The organism is Lutimonas saemankumensis, from assembly GCF_020171465.1.
GTDB lineage: Bacteria > Bacteroidota > Bacteroidia > Flavobacteriales > Flavobacteriaceae > Lutimonas > Lutimonas saemankumensis.
Genome location: NZ_JAIUZR010000004.1, coordinates 381,706 through 407,595, shown reverse-complemented (window position 1 = coordinate 407,595; position 25,890 = coordinate 381,706). Strand labels below are relative to the sequence as shown.

General features: G+C 39.5%; 17 protein-coding genes and 2 tRNA genes. 6 read left to right on the top strand and 13 right to left on the bottom strand.

Annotation, left to right across the window (positions count from 1 at the left end; translation table 11 throughout):
• Positions 1-185: 185 nt before the first annotated feature.
• Positions 186-3,014 (bottom strand): DNA polymerase I, encoded by a 2,829-nt coding sequence (gene polA, locus LCM02_RS09560; RefSeq protein WP_224928675.1) that lies wholly within the window; start codon positions 3,012-3,014, stop codon positions 186-188.
• Between the two features lie 152 nt (positions 3,015-3,166).
• Between polA and LCM02_RS09555 the strand changes: the two genes are divergently transcribed.
• The gene (locus tag LCM02_RS09555) at positions 3,167-3,463 is read left to right on the top strand and encodes a thioredoxin family protein (RefSeq protein WP_224928672.1); all 297 of its coding nucleotides are present in this window, start codon (positions 3,167-3,169) and stop codon (positions 3,461-3,463) included.
• 5 nt (positions 3,464-3,468) lie between these two features.
• On the opposite strand, the gene LCM02_RS09550 is transcribed toward LCM02_RS09555, so the two are convergent.
• Positions 3,469-4,110 (bottom strand): polysaccharide deacetylase family protein, encoded by a 642-nt coding sequence (locus tag LCM02_RS09550; RefSeq protein WP_224928669.1) that lies wholly within the window; start codon positions 4,108-4,110, stop codon positions 3,469-3,471.
• A gap of 67 nt (positions 4,111-4,177) precedes the next feature.
• On the bottom strand, positions 4,178-7,258 hold the full coding sequence (locus LCM02_RS09545; RefSeq protein ID WP_224928666.1) for a glycosyltransferase family 117 protein: 3,081 nt from the start codon (positions 7,256-7,258) through the stop codon (positions 4,178-4,180).
• Between the two features lie 158 nt (positions 7,259-7,416).
• On the opposite strand from LCM02_RS09545, the gene LCM02_RS09540 reads away from it, so the two are divergent.
• Positions 7,417-7,487: transfer RNA gene (locus tag LCM02_RS09540), tRNA-Gln, on the top strand.
• Positions 7,488-7,646: 159 nt separating this feature from the next.
• Here LCM02_RS09540 and LCM02_RS09535 read toward each other — a convergent pair.
• Positions 7,647-8,432: a bestrophin-like domain gene (locus LCM02_RS09535; RefSeq protein ID WP_224928663.1), complete on the bottom strand. Its 786-nt coding sequence runs from the start codon at positions 8,430-8,432 to the stop codon at positions 7,647-7,649.
• Between the two features lie 518 nt (positions 8,433-8,950).
• On the bottom strand, positions 8,951-11,131 hold the full coding sequence (locus tag LCM02_RS09530; RefSeq protein ID WP_224928660.1) for a prolyl oligopeptidase family serine peptidase: 2,181 nt from the start codon (positions 11,129-11,131) through the stop codon (positions 8,951-8,953).
• Between the two features lie 219 nt (positions 11,132-11,350).
• On the opposite strand from LCM02_RS09530, the gene LCM02_RS09525 reads away from it, so the two are divergent.
• Positions 11,351-12,559, top strand: a complete 1,209-nt coding sequence (locus tag LCM02_RS09525; protein WP_224928657.1) for an acyloxyacyl hydrolase — start codon at positions 11,351-11,353, stop codon at positions 12,557-12,559.
• 2 nt (positions 12,560-12,561) lie between these two features.
• Here LCM02_RS09525 and LCM02_RS09520 read toward each other — a convergent pair whose 3' ends face one another.
• Entirely contained in the window at positions 12,562-13,392 is an 831-nt protein-coding gene (locus tag LCM02_RS09520) for a universal stress protein (RefSeq protein WP_224928653.1), read from the bottom strand.
• Between the two features lie 157 nt (positions 13,393-13,549).
• On the opposite strand from LCM02_RS09520, the gene rimP reads away from it, so the two are divergent.
• The 3 genes from rimP to infB are packed head-to-tail and all read left to right on the top strand — an operon-like array spanning position 13,550 to position 18,083.
• Positions 13,550-14,011, top strand: a complete 462-nt coding sequence (gene rimP / locus LCM02_RS09515; protein WP_224928650.1) for a ribosome assembly cofactor RimP — start codon at positions 13,550-13,552, stop codon at positions 14,009-14,011.
• A 12-nt stretch (positions 14,012-14,023) separates the two neighbouring features.
• Positions 14,024-15,268 (top strand): transcription termination factor NusA, encoded by a 1,245-nt coding sequence (nusA, locus tag LCM02_RS09510; protein ID WP_224928647.1) that lies wholly within the window; start codon positions 14,024-14,026, stop codon positions 15,266-15,268.
• A gap of 49 nt (positions 15,269-15,317) precedes the next feature.
• Positions 15,318-18,083 carry a translation initiation factor IF-2 gene (gene infB / locus LCM02_RS09505; protein ID WP_224928644.1) on the top strand — a complete coding sequence of 922 codons (2,766 nt, stop codon included), beginning with the start codon at positions 15,318-15,320 and terminating at the stop codon, positions 18,081-18,083.
• A 110-nt stretch (positions 18,084-18,193) separates the two neighbouring features.
• On the opposite strand, the gene LCM02_RS09500 is transcribed toward infB, so the two are convergent.
• From LCM02_RS09500 to LCM02_RS09470, 7 genes are all read right to left on the bottom strand, one after another.
• On the bottom strand, positions 18,194-20,035 hold the full coding sequence (locus tag LCM02_RS09500) for a M1 family metallopeptidase (protein WP_224928641.1): 1,842 nt from the start codon (positions 20,033-20,035) through the stop codon (positions 18,194-18,196).
• A 76-nt stretch (positions 20,036-20,111) separates the two neighbouring features.
• The gene (locus LCM02_RS09495) at positions 20,112-21,815 is read right to left on the bottom strand and encodes a S8 family peptidase (RefSeq protein WP_224928638.1); all 1,704 of its coding nucleotides are present in this window, start codon (positions 21,813-21,815) and stop codon (positions 20,112-20,114) included.
• A gap of 20 nt (positions 21,816-21,835) precedes the next feature.
• Complete coding sequence (locus LCM02_RS09490) at positions 21,836-22,696, bottom strand: MBL fold metallo-hydrolase (RefSeq protein WP_224928635.1); 861 nt, start codon at positions 22,694-22,696, stop codon at positions 21,836-21,838.
• A 102-nt stretch (positions 22,697-22,798) separates the two neighbouring features.
• Positions 22,799-22,869 (bottom strand) — tRNA-Cys (locus tag LCM02_RS09485).
• Between the two features lie 54 nt (positions 22,870-22,923).
• The gene (locus LCM02_RS09480) at positions 22,924-24,537 is read right to left on the bottom strand and encodes an ArnT family glycosyltransferase (RefSeq protein WP_224928630.1); all 1,614 of its coding nucleotides are present in this window, start codon (positions 24,535-24,537) and stop codon (positions 22,924-22,926) included.
• Entirely contained in the window at positions 24,530-25,156 is a 627-nt protein-coding gene (locus LCM02_RS09475; protein ID WP_224928627.1) for a lipid-A-disaccharide synthase N-terminal domain-containing protein, read from the bottom strand. Before LCM02_RS09475 ends, LCM02_RS09480 begins: the two co-directional genes overlap by 8 nt.
• A gap of 2 nt (positions 25,157-25,158) precedes the next feature.
• Positions 25,159-25,887, bottom strand: coding sequence for a glycosyltransferase (locus LCM02_RS09470; protein ID WP_224928624.1), 729 nt, complete (start codon positions 25,885-25,887; stop codon positions 25,159-25,161).
• Positions 25,888-25,890 lie beyond the last annotated feature (3 nt).

The following is a 25,890-nucleotide window of genomic DNA, read 5'->3' as shown; positions in this document are numbered from 1 at the left end:
AAACATTCCTTCTCTTCAGTTCAAAGAGTTTGCAAAAGTACAACTAATTATTCATTTGACAAACAGGATATAGCTATATTTTTGAACTACAGATCAATGCTCAAAATATTTAGAACGAGGGAAGTAGAGATTAGATTGGTTTTTGAATTGAAACAAGGTTAAAACCCAAAAGCTTTTACGCATAATTAGTGCGCTTCAAGCCAGTCATTTCCAAGGCCGATATCCACGGTTAATGGTATGGACATTTTATAGGCGTTTTCCATTGTGTTTTTAATAAGCGGCCTTAACAGTTCCAGTTCGTCTTTGTGCATATCGAATACGAGTTCATCATGTACCTGAAGCAACATTTTTGACCTGTAATTTTCTTTTTTCAAAAGTTCATGGATCCGAATCATGGCAATTTTTATGATATCAGCCGCACTTCCCTGTATGGGGGCATTTACAGCATTGCGTTCGTCCGCAGAACGTACAATAGCATTTCTCGAATTGATATTCTTTAAATACCTTCTTCTTCCCAGTATGGTTTCAACATAACCATGATCCCTGGCAAAATCGACTTGTTTAGCTATGTAGGATTTAAGCGTAGGGTAGGTTTCGTAATAAGTTTCAATAAGTTCTCTGGCTTCTGACCTGCTCAGGTCGGTTTGCTGGCTTAGTCCAAAAGCAGAAACTCCATAGATGATACCAAAATTAACCGTTTTTGCGTAACTTCTTTGTTCTCTGGTTACGTCTTCAATCGGAACGTTAAAAACATTTGCTGCAGTAGAACGATGAATATCCTCTCCTTTTAAGAAAGACTCCTTCATCTGTGCATCACCGCTCATTTCGGCGATGAGCCTGAGTTCAATCTGAGAATAGTCGGCTGCAAGGAGCGTGTAATTCTCATCTCTGGGAACAAAGGCTTTTCTAACCTGCTGCCCTCTCTCGGTTCTGATAGGGATATTCTGCAGGTTAGGGTTGTTAGAACTCAATCTACCCGTAGCGGCCACCGTCTGACTGTAGGTGGTATGTACCCTGCCGGATTTTTCATTTACCTCGTTGGGAAGCGAGTCTACGTAAGTGTTTTTCAATTTAACAAGGCCCCTCCATTCCAGAATATTCTTTACAATTTCATGATCGGCAGCCAGTTTGGAAAGGATTTCTTCGCCGGTGGCATATTGACCCGTTTTGGTTTTTTTGGGTTTATCTACGAGTTTTAACTTTTCAAACAGTACCACACCTAACTGCTTGGGCGATGCCAGGTTAAAATCAGTATCCGCCTCTGTGTAAATTAGATTTTCAAGATGTTCAATGTCTTTGTTCAGATCTATTGCCAGAGATTTTAGATATTTTTCGTCCAATCGAATCCCTTCAAGTTCCATGGATGCCAGTACATCAACCAGAGGAATTTCAATATCTCTAAATAGTTTGGTAAGCCCGTTCGATTCGAGTTCCTTTTCAAATATTCCTTTAAGTTGCCAGGTAATATCAGCATCTTCAGTAGCGTATTCGGTTTGAAGTTCAAGGCTTACATCACGCATGGAGCCTTGATTTTTACCCTTCTTTCCAATTAGATTCTCAATCGGTATTGGGGTGTATTTCAAATAAGTTTCCGAGAGGACATTCATGTTATGTCTCATATCCGGATTGATCAGATAATGAGCGATCATGGTGTCAAAAATGGGCCCTTTGATCTCCACGCCATAATTCTTTAAAACTTTGAGGTCATACTTTAAGTTTTGCCCCACCTTTTCTATTGACTCATTTTGAAAAAAAGGTTCAAATCTCTGAAGAACCTCTCGGGCCTCTTCATCTTCCTTAGGAACCGGAACATAATAACCTTTACCTTTGGAAAACGAAAATGCGATTCCAACCAGTTTTGCCTCAAGTGTATTCAGGCTTGTAGTTTCTGTGTCAAAACAAACCGAAGGCTGCTGTAACAACTTTTTTAAAAGCAATTCCTGGGCAAATGCAGTTCCCACATGCTGGTATAAATGATCCGTATTTTCAGCCTGACGGTATCCGGAAATGGAGGTGTTGCTGTCTGTATCACCTGAAGGAACTGAAAACATGTCAAGCTGATGGCCCTCAGCCTGATCTTCTGAACTTTTATTCTCATCGTTAGAAGGGGGTGCAGTCGTTTCTAACTGATCCTGAAAAATTCGATTGAGATTTTCCAGTGATCTTCTGAATTCCAACTCCTGAAAGATCTCTCTCACTTTATTGAAATCCGGGGTGTTTAACTCAAAATCCTCTTCATGAAATTCCACCGGGCAATCAAGCATAATGGTGGCAAGTTCCTTTGACAAGAGGCCCAATTCCTTGTTGGCTTCAACTTTCTCTTTCATTTTTCCCTTTAGCTCATGGGTGTTTTCAAATAAGCCCTCCATACTTCCGTAGGCTTTCAGAAACTTTTTTGCTGTTTTCTCCCCTACGCCGGGTAAACCCGGTATATTGTCAACAGAATCTCCCATCATTCCTAAAAAGTCGATAACCTGCTTTGGATCTTCAATTTCGAATTTTTCCTTAACGGTATCAACATCCCAGATTTCAATTCCGTTTCCCATTCGAGCAGGCCTGTACATGACCACATTTTCGGTAACAAGTTGGGCGAAATCTTTATCCGGGGTAACCATAAACGTTTTATATCCGGCTTTTTCAGCCTGAACAGACAAGGTTCCTATCAAATCATCCGCTTCATAGCCTTCCATTTCGATAATAGGAATATGCATGGCCTCAAGTATCTTGTGTATATAGGGTACTGCAATCTTAATGGCTTCAGGTGTCTCCAGCCGGTTTGCCTTGTATTCTGGAAATGCCTCGGTCCTGATCTGGGACCCACCTTTATCAAAGGCAACGGCCAGGTGATCCGGTTTTTCCCTTTTGATCACATCCAGCAGCGAATTGGTAAAACCCATAATAGCTGAAGTGTCCATCCCTTTTGAATTGATCCTTGGATTTTTAATAAAAGCATAATATCCTCGAAAGATCAAGGCATAGGCATCAAGTAAGAAGAGTCTTTTTTGTTCGGCCATTAGAATGAATTTAGATGTATGTAAAAGTACAAATTTGTGATTCTGCTGAAAAAGAATTACAAATTTATTGCTAATTCGTTAATTTTTTGGACTTTACCCTCCTTGTTATCAGAAAATACTATATTTGTAAGTATAGAATTTAAAACTATAGTATGACTAAGTTTGGAGAATTGATTGGATCGAAAACCCCCACGCTAATTGATTTTTATGCAGACTGGGAAGGAGATAATACAAATTTGCATTCCATATTGCGTGATGTGGCGGCTGCTTTGGGAGATAAGGCGAAGGTGGTCAAAATAGATGTTTCAAAAAACGAAACTCTTGCTGCCGCCTTAAGGATAAAGGGCAATCCTACTTTTATCATTTACAAGAACGGTGAAATGAAGTGGAGGCAGACCGGCCAGCAAGATGCAAATACCCTGATCAGCCTGGTTGAACAATATGTCTAAGATTTTTAATAAATAGATTTAAAAGCAAATCCCTTTTCGGTAAAATGCTCAAGTACCTTGGGCAGCACATAATCCAGATTTTTAAATGATTTATCGCTGTCGTGAAAAACGACGATACTACCGTTTCTGATGTGTTTCAAGGTCAGTTCCAGGCAGGTTTCTTTGGAGAGGCTCTGATCAAAATCACCACTGAGTACATCCCACATGATGATCTTATATCCTTGTTTCCTTAACTTCTTAGCCTGAAGAGGTCTTATTCGCCCATGAGGCGGCCTGAAGAGTTTGTTCCCTTGCTTATCCATCCTGCTTTGAAGGTAGGATTCGGCCTTTAAAATGTTTTTGATGTACTTGTTTGTCGGGGTCTTCCAGCCTTGCAGATGATTATAAGTGTGATTTCCGATGCTGTGATCCGCATCTAAAATTTGCTGATAAATATGAGGATGTTTCTTGATATTTTCCCCTACACAGAAAAAAGTAGCCTTTGCCTCAAACCTCCTTAAGGTTTCAAGGACCCAAGGGGTAAAATCCGGAACGGGTCCATCATCAAAAGTGAGATAGATCTCCTTTTTATCTGTTTTGATGCGCCACGAGTAATTGTAAAAAAAACTTTGCACCAATCTTGGGGTTTTCACCAGATACGGTCTCATAGAATAAAGTGTCAAATGATAAATCGGGGAATACCCAAGTTACAAAAAAATACTTCAACTAAAAAAACTACTCCTCAAGGACTTCCTCAAGCAGGGTCACAGAGGTCATAAAGTCATCTTTTAACTGAGTCGAATACTCCTCTGAATCAAATTCCACACAAGTCGCTATAATGTATTTGTACAAATCCAGTGTCCCCTCCAGGTCACCAAAGTTTTGTGACAGTTCGTAAGAACTCAGCCCAGAATAATACACAATCCGTTCTTTGAAGTTTTCAATTAAAAATTCAACGATCTTTCGTGCTTTTTCAGGTTTGTCAATAGAGTAATAGGATTCAATATGACCAATCACCAATCTAAAATATCCATAAGATTTCATGGGCATTTTATCCAGGGACATATCAAGAATTTCCTCGGCTTTTTCAAATTTCTTTTCCTTGATGAGTTCGTCGGCCAGCCTTCCCAGGCTGTTTCTGAATGAAATCCCGTTTTTCCTGGTCTCAGGATCAAAGTAGATATCACCATTGGAGTTTTTCCAGGACCATTTTTTCACGTTCTCATACATCACATCTGTATCTATGCGTCCCATATCCATAAAACTTCTGTTTGAAATAGGTGTTTTAATTGGAACAAATTTATAGGCGAGACCATCTAACTGGAGATAATCTTTTAGCCAGATATATTCTTCAGCCGCCTGGGCCCCACCCGTAAAATAAAGCGGTTTTTCCCAGTTGTTGTTAGCCAGTATATCCAGCATAAGTATGCGGTTTTTGATCAAAGCGGATTCAGAGATCTCTATATCGATATAGGGTTCTATCAGGGCTGAGTCTTTTTCAGCCACGATCCCGTTTTTGAGTACCGCTTCCTTGTCTACCATTAATCTCAGTTTGGTTGTTGGATAGACTTTCTCAGGATGGCCATTTTCTTCAAAGTCAATATAAGTGCGCTTATCCTTACTTTGGATCCAGCGCATAAAAAACTTAATATCCACAATGGAATCCTTGAACTGCGGAAAAGCATAAGGATAGTAATAAGCCACATCCAGTGACCCTTCCTTGTAGTCATCATGAGTCAGTTGAGAAGGAATGGGGTCTGCCTTGTAGGTTTTTCTTTTTTGCTGGTCAATGTACCAGTCCTTTGCAAATAAACTGGTATTAATCAGTTTAATATCCGTCCTGTAATCTTCAACTTCCTGCATGTACCACAACGGGAAAGTATCATTGTCGCCAATGGTAAACATAATGGCATTTTCCTGACACGAGTCAAGATATGATTTTGCATTGTTCCAGGTGGTATATTTTCCAGACCTGTCATGATCATCCCAGTTTTCTTTGGCCATCAGAACAGGCACGGCCAAAAGACATACAAGAGTCAGGACTGCAGGCAACAGGGAACTGGTTACTTTTGTTTTGAGCTTTTCATAAAGGGCCAGGACACCAAAACCGATCCAGATGGCGAAAACATAAAAGGATCCCACGACGGCGTAATCTCTTTCTCGAGGTTCAAAAGGCTTGGGATTTGTATAGAAAATTATGGCCAGTCCGGTAAAAGCAAAGAACAACAGCAGGATGTAAAAATTGTTCATGTCCCTTTTTAAATGAAAGAGCAGCCCTATAATTCCAAGTATCAAAGGGAGGAAATAGTATTTGTTTCGACCTTTATTTTCTGTAACTTCACTGGGAAGGTTCTTTTGTGAACCCAACCTCAGTTCATCAATAAAATCAATTCCGCTTAACCAGTTTCCGTGATTGTCCAGATTTCCCTGAATATCATCCTGCCGGCCGGTAAAGTTCCACATAAAATACCTGCCATACATATATCCGAACTGATAAGTGATCATAAAACTGATATTTTCCCCAAAAGTGGGCCTTCTTTTTGATCTTTGAGGTATTCCGGCAATCGCCTTGTAATTCTGAACTACCGAGGCCGTAGGGTCGACCATCCTTGGTATGATACCTTTGTGCTTACTGCTATAGTTTGGAAGAGCGTCCTTGTAATTATTTACGATCACATACTTTCCGGCCTTTTCATCTTTCTCATATTTGGGCTTGGCGTCCCTGTATGGATTACTTTTATCTCTTTCACCTGAATTGGAATAATAAGACCCGTAAAAGACGTTGGCATCTCCATACTGTTCTCTATTGTAATAGGCCAGAAGTTCTCGAGCACTGGAAGGGTTGTTTTCATTAATCGTGGTATTGGCATTTGCCCGAATAGGTAACATCAGCCATGAGGAAAAACCTATCATGATGAACAGGACGGACAACAATAACAGATTGGCTGTATACAGCTTCTTTTTCCGGGTATGCTTTAATCCGAAATAAAACAATGCTATTAACAGGATCCCCGCAATAATGCTTCCTGAATTAAAAGGCATTCCCAGGGTGTTGATAAAGAATAATTCAGAGGCACTGAAAAACCTCAGTGTAAATGGGAACAACAATTTAAAGACAAAAGCCAGAACCAGAATCGATACGATATTGGCCAGAATAAACTGCGTTGTATTAAGTTGTGGATATCGCTTATAGATATAGATAAAGACAATTGAAGGAATTACCAGTAATGACAGGATGTGGACCCCAAAAGATAATCCTACGATAAAACTTATAAGCAACAGCCATTTGTTGCCTCTTGGTTTGTCCATTTCTGCCTCCCAGTGAATAGCGAGCCAGAAAAGAAGTGCCATTAAAAAGGATGACATGGCATAAACCTCTGCTTCAACAGCGCTGAACCAGAAGCTATCTGAAAAAGTATAGGCTAAGGCGCCTACCAAACCGCTTCCAAGGATAGCTATGGAAGCTCCTTTGCTTATTTCTCCGGAAGTTTTTTCAACCACTTTTTTGGCAAGTGCCGTTATGGTCCAGAACAGGAATAAGATTGTAAATGCACTTGCGAGGGCAGACATAAAATTAACCAGCATGGCAATTTTAGTAACATCGCCTGTAAAGATCGCAAAAAATGCCCCCATCATCTGGAAGAGCGGTGCCCCTGGAGGGTGTCCGACTTCTAATTTGACCGAAGTAGCAATGTACTCTCCACAATCCCAGTAGCTCACAGTAGGTTCGAGTGTTAAAGTATAAGTGATTAATGCGATTGCGAAGGTTAACCAACCCAGAATGGTGTTGAATTTTTTATAATCAAAAGACAGCATAGACACAATTTAAAACTGAGGCGAATTTAGTAAATTAAATATTAACGGGTTTGATTTTGTGGAGCAGCAAAAAAAAATCAAAAAAACCCTTTTGCCAAACAAAAAGTTTGTTTTAAATTTGCGCCTGCTTAATCAAATTAGATCAGGCACTGAAATATTGACCCATAGTGTAACGGTAGCACTCCGGTTTTTGGTACCGTCAGTCAAGGTTCGAATCCTTGTGGGTCAACTGACAAGATTAGACAAACTCTCCAAGAAATTGGGGAGTTTTTTTGTTTTGGACCTTTCTTCGGGTCGCGATTCTTCTTTATTTGGAATTGTTTTAAAAAATTTAGTTCATCTATTACTTATGTATTGATCCATGAGAAAATGAATCATTTGAAAAAGCCTATTTATCATCGAAATAAACATCAAAACCCTTTGTCTTGAGAATAATAAAGGAATCTGCTTTTACCTTTAAGGGGCCAATAAATGGATTGCTCATTGAAAAAACAAAATAGATCAATACGGCAATTAAAATGTTATATAAAGTAAGAAACAACATCGATACAAAATCTATGCGATACACAGCGAAAAATATCCACATAAACGTTAATCCAAGTAATAAGATATAGACTAATTGAGGAGTAGAAGCACGTTGTGAATATACTCTGACCTGAGTCAATTTTATAATTTTATTCAGGTCATTGAAAATTATATTCTTTTCAATCTCCTGTTTTTCACTGGTCGCAGGTATATTGGCAATAATATTATTTGCTTCTACCAAAGACTGAATCATCTCAGAAAAAAATGGATCGGACTCAATTTTCTTCCAGTCATCGTTGATGGTTAAGTCTACATATTTCATTATTTTTCTCAGAGCAGTTTTGGATTCAGCGGTTTCAAATTGACTCAGCCTCATGCTCACATTGGCCAAGATAGATGCTTCTTCTTCCATTGAATCCAGGATTTTAGTATACCGTACATTTTCATTTGCATAACTTAATGAAAGAAGTAATGCAATTAAGCCAGCCGATACTCTAAAAAGCAGTCGGCCTATCCTTTCATGCTGTTTGGTGATCTTCTTTACGATGAATCGTTTGGACAGAAAAACCATCAGTATACCTGCGATCGAAATAGTTAAAATCGTAATTAGTAGCCCCATTAAAAATGGTAGTTCGAGTAAAATTTCCATATTCAAGAATTCATTGTATTGTTAAATATAAAAATAAAAATTCGCGGTTGAACCAAATGGCCTTTTTCGAAATAATATTGGTTTATATTTTATTCTTTTGTTTTGAGATGAAACATTGAACAAGTCAATATTTTGGCAACTTAAAATAATTTTTGTATTATTGAATACCGCCTTGATTTTTAGGCTCTAAGAAAAGTTAATCCCCTCTAAAGCTTATGTTATGGATTCAATATACAATGATGAAATAAATTCTAACCAACGAATTACTAGTTTCGCTCGAAGAAGTTATAAAATTTATCTGGAGCATTTTAAGTCTAGAAACTTAAAACCTACCTTGACTCAAGAAGAATTTTTGAAAAATTACAGATCCTGATTTTCTAAAGACAACAGTTTTAGAACTATGAAAAGGTGACATAGGAATGGCTAACCGGTTTGTTGGCTGATAAAAAATTATAAAAACTCTCCCATTTCCGGAGAGTTTTTTATTAACAGGATATCCTCCATGGCCAAAAAAGACATTAGTCTATTGTGGCAGGTTTCTGTCGTATGGACTGAAAGTCTTCATGACCTAATTGCCAGAGCGAAAAACTGAAATTATCAGCCATTTTTTCAAATCTTTTTGACTTGGAATCGCCTTGACCGTGTCCTGACTCATAATCGACTCTAAAAAGTATGGGTTCATCTGAGGCATTGGCGGCTTGAAGTCTTGCAGCAAATTTCCCGGGTTGCCAGGCTATAACTCGCGGGTCATTCATTCCAGCGGTGATGAGCGTGGCCGGATATTTGACTCCATCCTCCAGATGATGATAGGAGTCCATTTCTTTAAGGGCCAGAAATTCTTCTTCCATTTCGACGGTCCCGAATTCAGGGGTATTCACGGGTCCGTTTGGGCTAAATTCCACTCTAAGTGTGTTCATGCAACCTACCTGAGGGAGTACAACACCAAAAAGATCCGGTCTCGAGGTCATTGCCCTTCCCACTAAAATTCCTCCGGCACTTCCTCCTTGAATCATTGTTCTGTTCGGGCTGCTGTATTTGTTTTTATGAAGGTATTCGGTACAGGCTATTAAATCCTTCCAGGTATTGGGTTTTGTGGTTTTATATCCGGCTTTGTACCAGGCTTCACCCAAAGCTCCTCCTCCTCTTACATGAGCAACGGCCATTACGCCCCCCTTGTTGGTCCATTCCAGGTACATAGGATAAAAGAATGGATTTATTGTTGCGCCGTAGGCTCCATAACCCATAAGAAACAGAGGGTTGTTACCATCAAATTGGGTATCTTTTTGATGAATGATCGAAAGGGGAACTTTTACACCGTCATGAGATTCCACCATAACTTCTTTGACAACGAGATCTTCAAATTCCGGAAATTCACCTTTTGAAGAAAGGGTTTCATCTTTAAATTCATTTGAATTTTCATCGTAGCGATAACGCGTGTAATCTTTTGTCCAGCCATTCAGGGTGACCCATACCTCCTTGTGATTAACAGTTTTGGAACGAAGATTTGCATTGCCGGCTTTAAAAGGTAAGCTTAGTGAAACGGATTTTGAGCTATTATATTCTTTTCTGTATACCTTTGCCTCAACCCCATTTTTTGAGGTTGTGTAATACATCGCATTCTTTGTGAGAGTAAAAGCCTTTATAACCTCATTCATATTTTCTTTTACCACAACCTTAGCCTTTTCAACATCAGGGTCTTTCAGGTCCACTCTTAAAATCTTGTAATTCGGGGCGTTTTTACTTGATTTGAAATAAATATTTGAAGAATTGACATAAAAGTCTTCGATCTTGTCAATGCGTTCTGTCAGGGTTCTCCACTTTGGTTTCTCAGCGGGTAAATTGACAAAGTCGGCAATAAAAAGACGAAGGCTGTTTTCTACAGTAAAAGCACCGGCAAAAAAGGTTTTGGCATCGTTGTCGTAAAACATGAGTGGAAACTCTTTCGGGAGTATATCCAGTTCAGGATTTGTCTGATTGGAAAAAACCTCAATATCCTCCTTGGGATCAGTTCCCAGTTGATGATAGAATACCTTAGAGTTCAGTTCTCTTTCATGATCATGAATGTCTGCTGAATTTAGACGATTGTATATGAAGCTTTTGTTCCCGGGAAGCCATGACACCGACGGGAACCAGCATCTATCTATTTTTTCTTCCATTATTTTTTTATTTACCCGTTCCATGATCAGGATTTCTGAACTTTCGCTTCCGTTTGGGGATACTGTGAAGCTTACCAGACTTCCGTCTTCAGTTGGGGAAATCTGATTGATTGAATACTTCTGTCCCGAATCCTTTTTGTAATTATGTGGGTCGAATAATAATTGTTCCTCACCGTCGAATCCCTTGCGGCAAAATAATTTGCCAGTATCATCATCAGGGGTCGACTTCAAATAAAAATAATAATCGTTTTTAGTGATATTGAGATTGTAGACGTTAAATTTCATCCTGCTGTCATATTCTTTATAGGCTTTAAGGAGTTCTTTTCTGCCGTTGATATTATCCAGTACATTTCGTGTGTATTCTCCTTGTTTTTGGAACCAGTCAGCAACTTTTGCATCTTCCAGGTTTTCCATATATCGATATGGATCTTCAATTTTGTGACCGTAATATTCGTCCGTAACCGTTTTGATTTCTGCAACAGGTTGTTGAGCGTTAAGGAAAAGTCCTAATCCGGTAAACAATAGTAAGAGTTTGGTTTTCATGATTGTAATTTTATCAATTAAGGTTTTTATGGAATTCACTGAGTAAGAGATCCCTGTAAAAATGGAATTTAGTTTTTTCTCTTTGAAGAATAAAACACTTAGGGACGAATGGCCTGAATTCATGTTCGAATGGGACGAATTATTTTTCAAGCTTTGGGTAAAAAGGATTTTTTCTTTTAAGATATTAATCTTTAATTTGCAGCCCTTTAAAACGTCAAAATGACTTCAAGATTGCTGAAATTGCACCCCCCAACATTCTCAACAATTGCATTGTTCCTATTTCTTCTGTCAGGCTTTTTTATCGATGTTTATGCGCAAAGTGATACCATTAACTTTGAAGATGTAAAGGATGTCAAAAATTTTGGCAGATTTCGGTATATTGAAGTCAAAGGCCATACCGGATACCATTTGTATGCGGGGGAATTGTTGAATGAATCCGTGAATCAGGGGTATGGTGCGATCGAAGTGAGATATGGTTGGCAAAACACGAATCCGGATCACTGGACAAGCCGTTATGGGCATGCCACTTACGGAATCGGTTACTATTCAGGTTTTGTGGGAAATCCTTCGGTTTTAGGAAAACCGAATGCAGTTTTTGGATTTGTAAATTTTCCCCTGAGTTACCCTGGGAAAAAGAATGAACTCGAAATAGGTCTGGGCCTGGGACTGACCTACAACCTGGAGCCCTATGATCCGGTTAGTAACCCGGAAAATGATGCCATTGGATCTCCCTTTGCCGTTTACTTTAATCTCTATTTTGGCGGGGCTTATAAAATGACCAGAGAGGTAGATTTGCTGTACGGAATTGATTTTACGCATTTTTCTAATGGAAGAATGACCACTCCCAATTACGGATTCAATATGTACGGTATTAATCTTGGCCTTCGATACTACTATAATGTGGATCAAAGGAAGTTAAACAATGATGTTTACACTAAGGAGATTCTTCAGGCCCGATTTGAAAGGCCCGAAAGCAGTGAGCCTAAAAAATTAAGAGAGAGTTCCGTTGAGATGGTGCTGGCTGCCGGAACCGTTCAAAACGAAGAAGACAAAGGGACGAGCAAAAGATATGGAATCTTTTCCGGAGTACTTGACTATCGTTACAAATTCAATAGTATGCACGCGATAACGGCAGGATTTGATTTTTTCTATGACGGAAGCCTGGAGCCGGAATACCCTGAACCTTCTGATCAATGGCTTTACGGGGCACATATTGGGTATGACTTTATGTTTGGAAGGTTTGCCGCAAGATTACAGGCCGGAGCATACCTTTCCGATGATAAGGGAAAGACACCTTCATACCTGAGGGCCGCCTTTCGATATGATATCAATAAATGGCTTTTCACCCAGCTTGCCATTAAAACAAAAAACACCTCAAGAGCAGACTGGGTTGAGTTTGGAATAGGGTTTACACCCTTTAAATGGTAATGTCAGAGCCTGAATGTGATTACTGGCCTCAAGGCGTGGTTGGCTAATTCCTGACCGATACTTCCATTGAACAACCGGGACAATCCACTTCTTCCGTGTGTGTTCAGGGCAATTAAATCTGCATCTATGTCCCTTGCATAACTTAAGATGCCTTTTTCAATAGAAATGTCATTGTAAATTTTTGTGGAAAAATTGTCAAAATCAAAATCTTCCATAAAATGAGCCATTTTTGACTCGATATTCTTGGTTGTATTAAAGTTATGAATGGTATTTATGTAAAGCAAATGAATTTTGGCTCCAAAAAGTTCCGCAAACTCAACAACGCTTTGGAAGGTACTTTTACTTTCTTTATTAAAGTCTGAAGCAAATATCATATCGTTAACCTCAAATTTATCAACGCCTTCTTTTATTACCAATACCGGAACTTTGGACCTTCTGACCACTTTTTCAGTATTGGATCCAATAAACATCTCCTGCAGACCTGAAGCACCCTGAGAACCCATTACGATAAGGTCGATTTTGTTTTTCTCACTTTCACTAATTATTCCGGAAAAAGCATGCTGAAACTGAATTGTTTCCACAACACGAAGCCCCTTAAAAAAAGGAAGCTGTTTAAATTTTTCAAACTTCTCATGCGCCAGCTTCATAAAGTAGATGATCTGAGGTTCGCTGCTAATAGTGTTCATTTCGGCCGGATCAATAGTAGTGACAGGCAATTCCAGCATATGAACAAGAAAAATTTCACTGTCTGTTTTGCGGGCAATACTGGCAGCGACCTTTGCTGCGCTTTCGGCTTCTTTTGAAAAATCTACAGGAACTAATATTCGTTTCATAACATTATTTTTTGGTTAATAAGTTAAAGTTAATAAATTTTCATTGAATAAGCCGCTGATTTTTGTCAGTATCAAAGGAATTGCTATATTTGCAGCGAAATTTACGACGATAATGAGTTGGAGGGGACAAATAGTCCCCTCTTTTTATACCGGTCAAATGGATGAGAATTTAGTTAGAAAATTGGTTGATGAAGCTGTTGCTGAGAATGAGGCATTGTTTTTACTTGATTTGAATTTCGGAGCTGACAGAAGTATAAAGGTTGTGGTTGATGGTGATACAGGTGTTCCTTTAAGTGAATGCATCAGAATAAGCAGGCATGTGGAACATAATCTGGATCGGGAAGCAGAGGACTTTTCGCTGGAGGTTACAACTCCAAGCATTACGGACCCGCTTACAAACAATCGACAATTCAATAAAAATATCGGAAGGACTCTTAAGGTGAAAACCGATAATGAGATTTTTGAAGGTAAATTGACAGAGGTATCAGAAGAAGGGATACGACTTTTTTGGAAGGCAAGAGAGCCTAAACCAATTGGAAAAGGAAAAATAACGGTGGAAAAAGAAAAATTCTTGCCACTGAGTGAAATAAAGGAAGCAAAAGTGAAGATTATTTTTTAACAAGAACATGTAATGGAAAATATCGCATTAATTGAATCATTTTCAGAATTCAAGGATGAAAAGAGTATAGACAGGGTTACCTTAATGGCAATTCTTGAAGAGGTTTTTAGATCTGCTCTTAAGAGAAAATTCGGATCTGACGAAAATTTTGATATAATTATTAACCCGGATAAGGGTGACCTTGAAATCTGGAGAAACCGAATCGTGGTTGAGAATGGAGAAGTTGAAGACGACAATGAGGAGATTTCTCTTTCAGATGCTCAAAAGATTGAACCTGATTTTGAAGTAGGAGAAGAGGTGTCTGAGGAGGTTAAGCTGGTTGATCTGGGAAGGAGATCGATTTTGGCACTGCGTCAAAACCTGATCTCAAAGATACATGAGCATGACAATACGAATATTTTTAAACATTACAAGGAACTTGAAGGAGAACTTTATTCTGCCGAAGTACATCATGTAAGGCACAATGCTGTGATTTTACTTGATGACAACGGAAATGAGCTTGTTCTTCCTAAAAGCGAACAGATTCGTTCGGATTTTTTCCGTAAAGGTGAGTCTGTGCGCGGGATCATAAAGAATGTTGAACTTAGAGGCAACAAGCCGGCAATTATACTATCCAGGACAGCTCCTGAATTTTTGGTAAAATTATTTGAACAGGAGATCCCTGAGGTGTTTGATGGATTGATCACCATTGAAAGAGTTGCAAGAATTCCTGGTGAAAAGGCAAAAATTGCAGTGGATTCCTATGATGACAGAATTGATCCTGTTGGAGCCTGTGTTGGTATGAAGGGTTCAAGGATTCACGGAATTGTAAGAGAGTTGGGTAATGAGAATATCGATGTGGTGAACTATACCAAGATCGATGAGCAGTTTATTAAAAGAGCTTTGAGCCCGGCTAAAGTGGTTTCTTTAAAGATCCATGAAGCCGTTGAAGAAGAGAAGCCAAGAGTTGATGTTTTTCTTAAACCTGAAGAAGTTTCAAAAGCAATTGGAAAAGGCGGTGTGAATATTCGGCTTGCGAGTCAATTGACAGGTTACGAAATTGACGTTCAGAGAGAGGGTGTGGAAGATGATGTTGAATTGATCGAATTCTCTGATGAAATAGAAGAATGGGTAATCAATGAGTTTAAAAGTATAGGTCTTGATACGGCAAGAAGCGTCTTGGATCTTGAGGTCAGTGAATTGGTAAAAAGGACTGATCTTGAAGAAGAAACCATTCTTGAAGTACAAAGAATATTGAAAGAAGAATTCGAATCATAATATTTTTTATTTTGCAATAGAAAAAAAGAGGTTCACCTTAAATTAATTTATGACAGACTATAAACCACAAAGATTTAATAAAGTTTTACGAGAACTGAATATTTCTCTTGACAGAGCCGTGGAGTTTCTGGCCAACAAGGGGATTGATATTGATCATCGTCCTACGGCTAAGATCTCTCAGGAGGTTTATACAATTCTGTCTGATGAATTCCAGACGGATAAGAGTAAGAAAGTAGCCTCAAAGGAAATTGGAGAAGAAAAAAGAAAAGAAAAGGAAGAGATCCGGTTAGCGCTTGAAAAAGAAGCCGAGTTAAAACGTCTTCAGGAGGAAGCTAAACGAGCGGAGATCTTTAAGACGGATTCTGAAAGAATATCCGGCCCAAAAATGGTTGGAAAGATCGATATCGATCCGGCTCCGGCTCCCAAGGAAGAGGCCAAAGTTGTCGAAGAACCTAAAGAGGAGGCTCCGGTTGAGGAAGTGATCAAAGGTTCCAAGAAGCTCAAAGGCTTAAAACAGGTAGGTAAGATAGAGGTAGAATCCAAGGAGGCTCCCGCCGTTGAAGAAACGAAAAAGGAGGTAGAGAAAAAGGCGGAAGAACCTGCCGCTAAGGAGGGAGAAGCAAAATCAGAAGAGGTTGCACAAGAACCAACACAAACCCTGAAGACCGAATATCAAAAGCTGTCCGGACCTAAAAAGACGGGTGAAACCATAGATCTTTCCAAGTTCGAAAGGCCGAAAAAGAAACCTGCTGAAAAGAAAGAAGCTCCCACTGATTCTGGCAAGACCAAAAAGAAGCGTAAAAGAATTCACGTTCAACGAAGTGATTTTGGCCAATCAGGAAGAGGCCAGTCTGGAGGAAAAGGAGGCCAAAGAGGCTCTGGCAGGAAACCTGTTGTAAAAGAGGAACCATCTGCCGAAGAGGTCCAAAAACAGGTAAGAGAAACCCTTGAAAAGCTTCAGGGGAAATCCAAAAAAGGAAAAGGAGCGAAATACAGAAGAGAGAAAAGAGATCTTCACCGTCAGCAGGCAGAAAAAGACCTGGAACAACAGGAAGCTGAAAGTAAAGTAATCAAGGTAACCGAATTTGTGACTGCAAATGAGGTTGCGACAATGATGAATGTATCTGTAACTGAGGTGATTTCAGCCTGTATGTCACTGGGAATGATGATTTCTATGAACCAGAGACTGGATGCGGAAACGCTCACAATTGTAGCAGAAGAATTTGGATATAAAGTTGAGTTTGTAGATGCTGAAGTTGAAGAGACTGTTGAGGAAGAAGAGGACAGACCGGAAGACCTGAAACCAAGGGCTCCGATTGTAACTGTCATGGGTCATGTCGACCATGGTAAAACCTCTTTACTTGATTATATCAGAAAGGCAAATGTAATTGCCGGAGAATCGGGAGGAATTACCCAACATATTGGTGCCTATGCGGTTGAACTTGAAGATGGTCAAAAGATTACATTCCTTGATACTCCGGGTCACGAAGCCTTTACAGCGATGCGTGCCAGAGGAACTCAGGTAACCGATATTGCGGTGATCGTTATTTCTGCGGATGATGCCATAATGCCTCAGACCAAGGAAGCGATAAGCCATGCGCAGGCAGCTGGAGTGCCCATCGTGTTTGCAATTAATAAAATTGATAAGCCTGATGCTAATCCGGACAAGGTGAAAGAAGAACTGGCTCAGATGAACCTTCTGGTTGAAGACTGGGGAGGTAAAATACAGTCACATGACGTATCTGCCTTAAAAGGAATCGGAATTCAGGAACTTTTAGAGAAGATCCTTCTGGAAGCGGAATTACTTGAATTAAAAGCTAATCCAAATAAATTGGCCAGTGGCTCGGTAGTTGAAGCTTATCTGGATAAAGGAAAAGGGTATGTAGCCACAGTTTTGGTGGATGCAGGAACCCTTCGCGTTGGAGATTACATCCTGGCGGGACATCATTCGGGTAAAGTAAAAGCTTTACAGGATGAAAGAGGAAAAAACATAAAGGAAGCTGGCCCTTCCAGACCGGTTTCGATTCTTGGTCTTGACGGAGCTCCTCAGGCGGGAGACAAGTTTAAAGTGTACGAAGATGAGAGGGAGGCGAAACAAATTGCAGCAAAAAGATCTCAATTGAGTCGTGAACAATCTGTCAGAACACAAAGGCATATCACTCTTGATGAAATCGGAAGAAGGATAGCACTTGGAGGATTCAAGGAGCTGAATATTATTCTGAAAGGTGACGTGGACGGTTCGGTTGAAGCACTAACAGATTCGCTGCAGAAACTGTCTACAGAAGAAATTCAGGTGAATATCATTCACAAGGGGGTTGGTGCCATTACTGAATCTGACGTATTGCTGGCTTCGGCCTCTGAAGCGATTATTATCGGATTTAATGTAAGGCCTTCAGCCAATGCAAGGCAGCTTGCCGAAAAAGAAGAAATTGATATCCGTAACTACTCAATTATTTACAAGGTTATTGATGATGTTAAAGATGCCATGGAAGGAATGCTGTCACCGGATATTGTGGAAGAGATTACAGGTAGTGCAGAGATCAGGGAAACGTATAAGATTTCCAAGGTAGGTACCATTGCAGGTTGTATGGTTCAGGAAGGAAAGATTTACAGGAGCTCCAAGATCAGGTTGATTCGAGACAATGTTGTGATCTTTACCGGTGAGCTGAGTTCTCTTAAACGATTTAAGGACGATGTAAAGGAGGTATCCAAGGGATACGATTGTGGTATGCAGATCAAGAACTATAACGATATTATGGTGGATGACGTGATTGAAGCTTTCCAGGAAGTGGAAGTGAAGAAAAAACTGAAGTAAAACCACATTATAAAAGAAAAAATCCCGATCATATGATCGGGATTTTTTTTGATACTTATTCATAGAAACCTGAGTTTCAGTTTCTGATTAACTTTCTTGATTTCTCAGGTTTACTCAGTCTTTTTAACTTGATTATTCTCCCTGTTCACATCGGCCATCAGATTTTTCGGGTCAATTTTTACTTCTACGGCTTTTTTGTCTGTTTTGAATACATATGTTTCCTTTACCCATGGCCAGCTCTCCAGTACCTTGGCCTCAGTTGGTTTATGACCATACATCTTACGTAACGGAATGTTAAAGTCCTCCGTACTGCCATCTTCATAAACTACATGCACGTCCAATGGCATGGGCATAGAACCAATTCTTTTTAAGGTGATACTGTTATCTTCTAAAGAATCAACAGCGTAGTCTATGACCTTTGTTGAATTAATCCAGTAATTTATGTACCATTCCAGCTGTATGCCTGAAATTTTTTCGGCAGTTCGTTTAAAATCGGTTGGAGTGGGATGAGTGAATTTATAGTCGTCATAATATTTTAGAAGTGTCTTGTCTAAATTTTCCTTTCCTATGATATAACCCAGCTGAGAAAGAAAGATGCTTCCTTTGCTGTATGCTGAAATGCCGTAAACAAAATTAGAATCAAAATGATCTGCCAGGGTGGTTAAAGGCTCCTGTTTACCATTTTTAACCAGATAGAAATAGCCGTTGTAGGAATTTGAATTGGGCAGTTCCTTTTTCTGATCCATAACCTCGTTCATGCATGAGGCCGAAATATACTGTGTAAACCCTTCATCCATCCAATAATACTTTAGTTCATTGGTGGCGAGCAGGAACTGAAACCAGCTGTGAGCAAATTCATGGGCCGTTGTTCCCACCAGGCTTCCAAAGTTTTTTCCTCCTGCAATCAAAGTACACATGGCATATTCCATGCCTCCGTCTCCTCCTTGAATGACAGAGTATTGTTTGTATGGATATTTTCCGATATGTTTATTGAAATAACTCAAGATCTTCTGGGTTTTTTCAGGTAATTTTTCCCAATTTTCAACGACTTCCGGTTTGTCATTTTTGTAGAAGAAATGGAGTTCTACGTCATTCTCTCCCAAAACCTTTTCATGAATATAATCCGGGTCGGCGGCCCAGGTAAAATCATGGACCCTTGGGGCCACAAAATGCCAGCTGAGTTTTTTTCCTTTGGGTAGATTTAATTTTTTTGCCGGGTCTTCGTAACCGTGGCCCACTTCCTGAGGATTTTGTAAATAACCTGTACCCCCAATAACGTAGTCTTTGTCGATGTGTATGGTCACATCAAAATCCCCCCATACGCCGTGAAATTCGCGAGCTATGTACTGGTCCAGCTGCCATCCGTCTACATCGTACTCTGCAAGTTTAGGATACCACTGGGCCATACTCAATGCCACTCCATCCTGATTGTTTCTTCCTGCCCTCCTGATATGAACCGGAACCTGCCCATCGAAGTTCATCTCAAGGGTGGTTTTTGATCCCGGTTGAAGAGGCTGGTTCAAGTTTACAATTAGAATTGTACCTGAAACTTCATAATCAACCTCTTTACCATCCTGCAACAGCGATTGTATTTTTTGATACCCTATCTCATCGGGCCCTAAAGCGGCAATTCTACTCTTGTAATCGGGATTCTCCCTGGTGCCTTCATTGATGGACATTCTTGAATCAGGATCAGGAATGCTTTGTAACCGGATGTCCATATCACTGCCAGGTTGAAAGGCATTGAATTGAAGGTGATAAAAAACCTTATGTAATTCATCCGGAGAATTATTCGTGTAGATCAGCTTTTGCCTTCCTTTAAACTGGAATTTTTCAGCATCAACATCGATGTCCATGGTATAATCAGCATGCTGTTGCCAGTAATGTTCTCTCTGGCCAAATGCGTTTGTCAAAAAAAGAATTGTGAAAAATAAAAGAATTTGTTTTTTCATTGTTAATGGGTACTTATAAGAAAGCTACAAAAGATCGGAGGTCATTTGTAGCTTTCAAGTTTGAATTAATCTCTAATTATTTGTTTCCGTTCACCATGGAATCTGCCATTTTTAAAGCGTTGTAAGCATTTAACACTCTTCCCGATACGGATAAGTCACTAAAAGGCACCATTTCTCCTTCTCCACCTGGCAGTTTTACCTCCAGGTCTACCTTTGTTCCGGAATTCATCAAAATGTGTTTTACCTGGCTCGCAGAAAGTTCAGGATAGTAGGATCGAATTAAACAAGCAACTCCGGCAACTTCAGGTGCTGCCATTGAGGTTCCCTGAATCGATTTGTACTCATTTTTTGGAATCGTTGAATAGATCTCAAGTCCCGGAGCGAACAGGTCCACATTCAATTTTCCATAGTTTGAAAAGCTGGCTACCAGATCTTCATTGTAATTTCTGGTCATTGCACCTATGGTAATTACATTGTCTGCAATTTCATTCACTTTGTCAGGAGCATCCGTTGGGAAGTTGTCGCTTTTGTCAATATTTTTGTGGTCATTACCCGCGGCATGCACTAATAATACGTCTTTACTGGCAGCATATTTTATGGCATCGTACACCCATTCGGCATTGGGAGAATAACTTTTACCAAAACTCATGTTCACTACCTTTGCGCCGTTGTCAACGGCATATCGAATGGCAAGGGCCACATCTTTATCGTATTCATCTCCATCAGGAACCGATCTCACGGATAAAAGTTTAACGTTTTGAGCAACTCCGTTCATTCCAGTGCCATTATTTCTTGTTGCCATGGCAATTCCGGTAACATGTGTTCCATGCATTTCGTCTTCAAGGGAGCCTACTGTAAATCCATTCCCGTAAGGTACATCTTTGATGTCATAGGCATCATCACCCGTAACCCTTCCATTAAAATCTGGATTGTACATTGTTTCAGCCTGTGGAGAATAATAATCAAGCTTTCTTTTTTCATAATCCATTTCAAACTTGATCTGAGACAAAACTATATCAGGTGTTTCTCCGGTTTCCAGAATTTTTACCAAAACCGAAGTTCCTTCGAATTCATCAATGGATTTTAATTCATCAAGATTATAATCAGTTTTATTCAGTTTTTCCGATGCTGTATTGTGCGCATCTGTGATATACATATTTAACTTCTGTAAATATTCACGTTTCTGATTTGATTCATCAACTTTATCATTAACGTCTTTAATTCTTTTTTCATAGTCTTTTTTAACTTTTTGATAATAATTGAATCCGTCCATTTCAGAAGCATTCATATCATCTCTTGTTTTACCTTCATATTTGGCACCAAGCATTTTGTAAATACGAGTTACCTCCAGTTGTTCCGGGGTAGATTCACCTTTACCACCAAGAAAATTCCAGCCGTGAACATCATCTACGTATCCATTGTTGTCATCATCTTTTCCATTACCTGCAATTTCATCTGTATTGGTCCAGATATTGTCTTTAAGGTCTTCGTGGTCCTTGTCAATTCCAGAGTCAATTACACCCAGGATCACGGTTGTTCCTTTTTTATCGCTCAAAAATTCATAGGCTTTTTCAAGGCTCATTCCGGGAATCGAATCCGTCTTTAGATCGGCATGCGGCCAGGCCCTGATTTCATCTTCAGACATTTCACCCTTTTTTGCAGGGATGCTTACAGCAACCTCAGACCCTTCGGGTACTGCAACACTATGTAGGTTTTTTGTCGAACTACATCCGGAAAGAACGATGGCTAACCCTAAGCCCAGTAACAATCTATTATTCATCATTTCAAATTTGAATTTTATCAATTAAATATATCATTAAATCGGAAGGTCTGATCTAATCTAACTCCCTTTTCAGTGTGTTTCAAAGTACAAATTTCATGTTGTGCATCATGCTCCAAAAACAGGTAATAACCCTCATCAGCAGCTTTGTTAAGAAACTTTTCCTTTTCGGTCATAGTGATCAGCGGACGTACGTCATAACTCATGACATAGGGTAGAGGAATATGACCTACAGTAGGCAGCAGGTCTGCCATAAAGATCAATTTTTTACCCTGATACTCTATATGAGGGATCATTTGCTTTTCAGTATGCCCATCTGCGAAAAGGATGTCAAAACCAAGTGGCCCGTCAGTTAAAAGATTCTTTTCCGGCAATGGAACAAAATTTAATTGCCCGCTTTCCTCAATTGGACTAATATTCTCTTTGAGAAAAGAGGCCTTTTCTCTGGGGTTTGGATTTACCGCCCAGTCCCAGTGGTTCTTATTGCTCCAATATCTGGCATTTTTAAACGCCGGTTCATAACCCGTTCGGTCCTTGTTCCATTTTATGCTGCCACCACAATGGTCAAAATGTAAATGGGTAAGAAAAACATCAGTTATCTCATCCCTGTGATAGCCAAGATTTCCAAGTGAGCTGTCAAGATTGGCATCCCCAAAAGGAAAGTAATAACTAAAGAATTTTTCACTCTGTTTGTCACCTGTTCCGTTGTCTATAAGTATAAGCTGGTCACCATCTTCAATCAGCATACAGCGAAGGCTCATATCAATCAGGTTGTTGCTGTCGGCGGGATTGGTTTTTTGCCATATCACTTTGGGGACAACACCAAACATTGCGCCTCCGTCTAACTTGAAATTTCCGGTTTCAATCGGGTAAATCTGCATGAGCAATTTATAAGAATTGCAAATATGCAAAAAAAAGGGGTAAATAATTGTTAAATAAATAAAAAAACCTCATTCCAAATACTTTAGAAATGAGGTTTTAAGAGGCGTCAAGCGGATTCGAACCGCTGTACGAGCTTTTGCAGAGCCCTGCCTAGCCACTCGGCCATGACGCCAAAAACGGATGCAAATTTAATTAAAAAAATATTGATTGCAATGTAATTGAGACTTTAATGTTTCTTTTCGAGAACAAAAACATTTGAGGTGTTTCTTATTTCATGCCTGCCACCATTTTTTTTCCAGTTGTTTATGTCAAAACGGGTCACAAAATTCGCATTAAATCTGGTCTGAAGTGAATCGGGTATTGTATCATAGGTCATAAAGGTAAAACTTCCCTTTTCCGGTAAATCCTTTATGAAGCGCACTCTTTTGATGGGTTCGCCAAGATCATAAATGATTTCAGGAGCAAGAATAGGGTCCATGGAATAGATCTCAAGATCACGGGTTTCTTTTATTTCCCTGAGCGTAGAGGCGTTTTTGAATTCATCATTGTTATAACTCAACTCAACCAGTGGAAAAGCAAATAATATGATGGAGCAAATGAAGTATATTACACCATAAAAACAGTATTCATAATTTTCTGAGCGCAACCATTTTAGAATCAATATCCCCAATGATAAAAGACTTATCGAAACAAGAGCGAAATATGCAAAGTGATTACCGAAATCCCCATTAAAAACAATATAGATACCAATAGGTGCGGCCAGTCCGATCAAAGCAATCAGGCCGAACCCGAACCGGGAAAGATAGATATCCAGTTTAGGCAATTGTTTGGCGTATTTTATGAGATAGTTCAGGTAGAAACTCGTAGTGAGTGCCATTGGTATCAGCACGGGAAGTAAGTAACGTTCTTTCTTTTCGGGGACCATGGAAAGCAAAATTACGGAGGCAAGAGTCCAGGACAGGGAAAACAGATAGGCTTTTTTGTTTTCCACTCTTTTGATCATCAAGGGATACAAAAGGGCAAGAAATGAGAAAAAAGTCCAGATTCCCGACTGTACGAAAAAGCTCCAATAGTGATAAAATGGTTTTACACTTCTATTGGCCCAGGAGTTAGCCTCTTTGTTTGCAATAGTTTCAGCTGTGCTTAGATCAGTTACATAAATGTATAAGCCCCAGCTTAATCCAACAAGAGCAAAGACAACCAAGAAGATCATCAAAGGGCTTATTTTCTGTTTGAAGTTTCTGTATTTGAATACGATTCCATAAGATATTAGAAATGGAAGCAACAAGGCAAATAAGGAAACAGGCCCCTTACTCATAAAGGAGAACCCCAGAAATACACCTGCCAGGATCCAGTTCTTCCAGGCTTTTGTTTCCGATTGAAAGGCCAGATACAATTGAAAGATTGCAAAGGTCATAAAACTATGGGCAAAAATGTCCCATTGTCCGTTTCGGCCGGAAAAAACAATATAAAAAGAACTTGCCAGGATAAGCGATGCAATAAAAGCCTGTTTTTTTTTCTTCAATAAACGGTCAGCGAAAAAGTAAAAAGTGAATACAAGAAAAACAGATGCCAAAGCCGCAGGTAATCTCAGGGCAAAGTGATTTGTTATGCCAAAGGCAGCTCCTGACAGGGCGGTCAGCCAGGTAGGTAAAGGTGGTTTTTCATACCTCGGTTCAAGGTTCATGGTGGTATGGATCCAGTTTCCATTTTCAAGCATTTCCCTGGCCGTTATAAAATTTCTTGCTTCCATGATATTCACTTCAATCAATCCCAAATGAGGGAAGAATATACAAAGGCATGCGAGGGCAAGAAATATGAGGTATCGCCTATTATTCATATTTTGAACTTTTCATTAAATAGATGTTACGAATATAAACAACAGTACCAAAAAGATGACCAACAAATAATACCGGATCCCTTCTTAAAACAGCATAAATAATGATCAGTGATGATCCGGTAACACTCAGGAACCAGAAACCTAAAGGAAGAACGGATTCTTTTCTTTTCTCTGAATAGATCCACTGATAAATGAACCTCAGGTTAAAAATGACCTGGGCGACACTTCCCAAAACGATAAGCCACCAGGGGATATTTTCATTCTTAAAGACTCTTTCAACGTCAATCTGATTATTATTAAAAGAGTACCACAAGATCAGAAATGGTGCCAAGAACAGAAATCCTCTTAAAAAAAGAGGCAGCTTTTTCCAAAAACCATTTAACTGCAAGTTTCTGATATAGACAAAATAGGTGATCACCTGTCCCAGCATGATGGCAAAATCATCACGAAACCAACCATATACAAACAAAAGAAAAGAGGCAAGCAGGCTAAGTTGCCAGAATATGAGGGGGGTAATTACTTTTTTTACCTTTTCCGATTGTATCCATTGAATGATCAGTCTTGATGAAAACAGAATCTGGGCTGAAAACCCCAAACTATAAATGAGCCAGTCACTCATATTTATTGCTTTATCTTTGCAGACGAATCTGCTATTTTATAATTGATATATTTTCGTTTCATCCAAAGATAGGCAAAGCAATCGGCAAGAGGGCCAAACAATCGGTTCCATAAGTGGTACTTGGCTTCACCCGCAATACGCGGAAAATGTCTCACCGGAACCTGTTTTATTTTTCCATCCTGTAGCAGGATCATAGCAGGTAAGAACCGATGCAAGCCTTTAAACATAGGTATTCTTTTGGCATAATCGGTTTTAATGATCTTTAACGGGCAACCTGTATCATCCATTCCGTCATGTGTAAAAGATCTTCTGATTCCATTGGCAATCGTAGAAGACATGTTTTTAACGAATGAATCTTTCCTGTCAGATCTGACCCCGGTTACCAGGTCATAATTTTCAATTTCTGCCAGCAACAAATTAAAATCTTCCGGAGCGGTTTGAAGGTCCGAATCAATATATCCTATCAGGTCAGTTTCGGAATGGTCAAATCCCGCTTTCAGTGCTGCGCTTAGGCCTCTGTTTTCTTCAAAGCTAAGATATGAGAATCTGTCGTCTTTATCGCAGATTGAGCGTATTTCAGCCTGACTTTTATCGGTGGAACCATCATTGACCAAAAGAACTGTGGTCTTTGCCAGAGAGATATCGAGAAAAGAAGAAAGTTCCTCGCCCAGCCTGGAAAGATTATCTTCTTCATTGAATATGGGTACAATAATGTTAAGTGATTTTTTCATTTA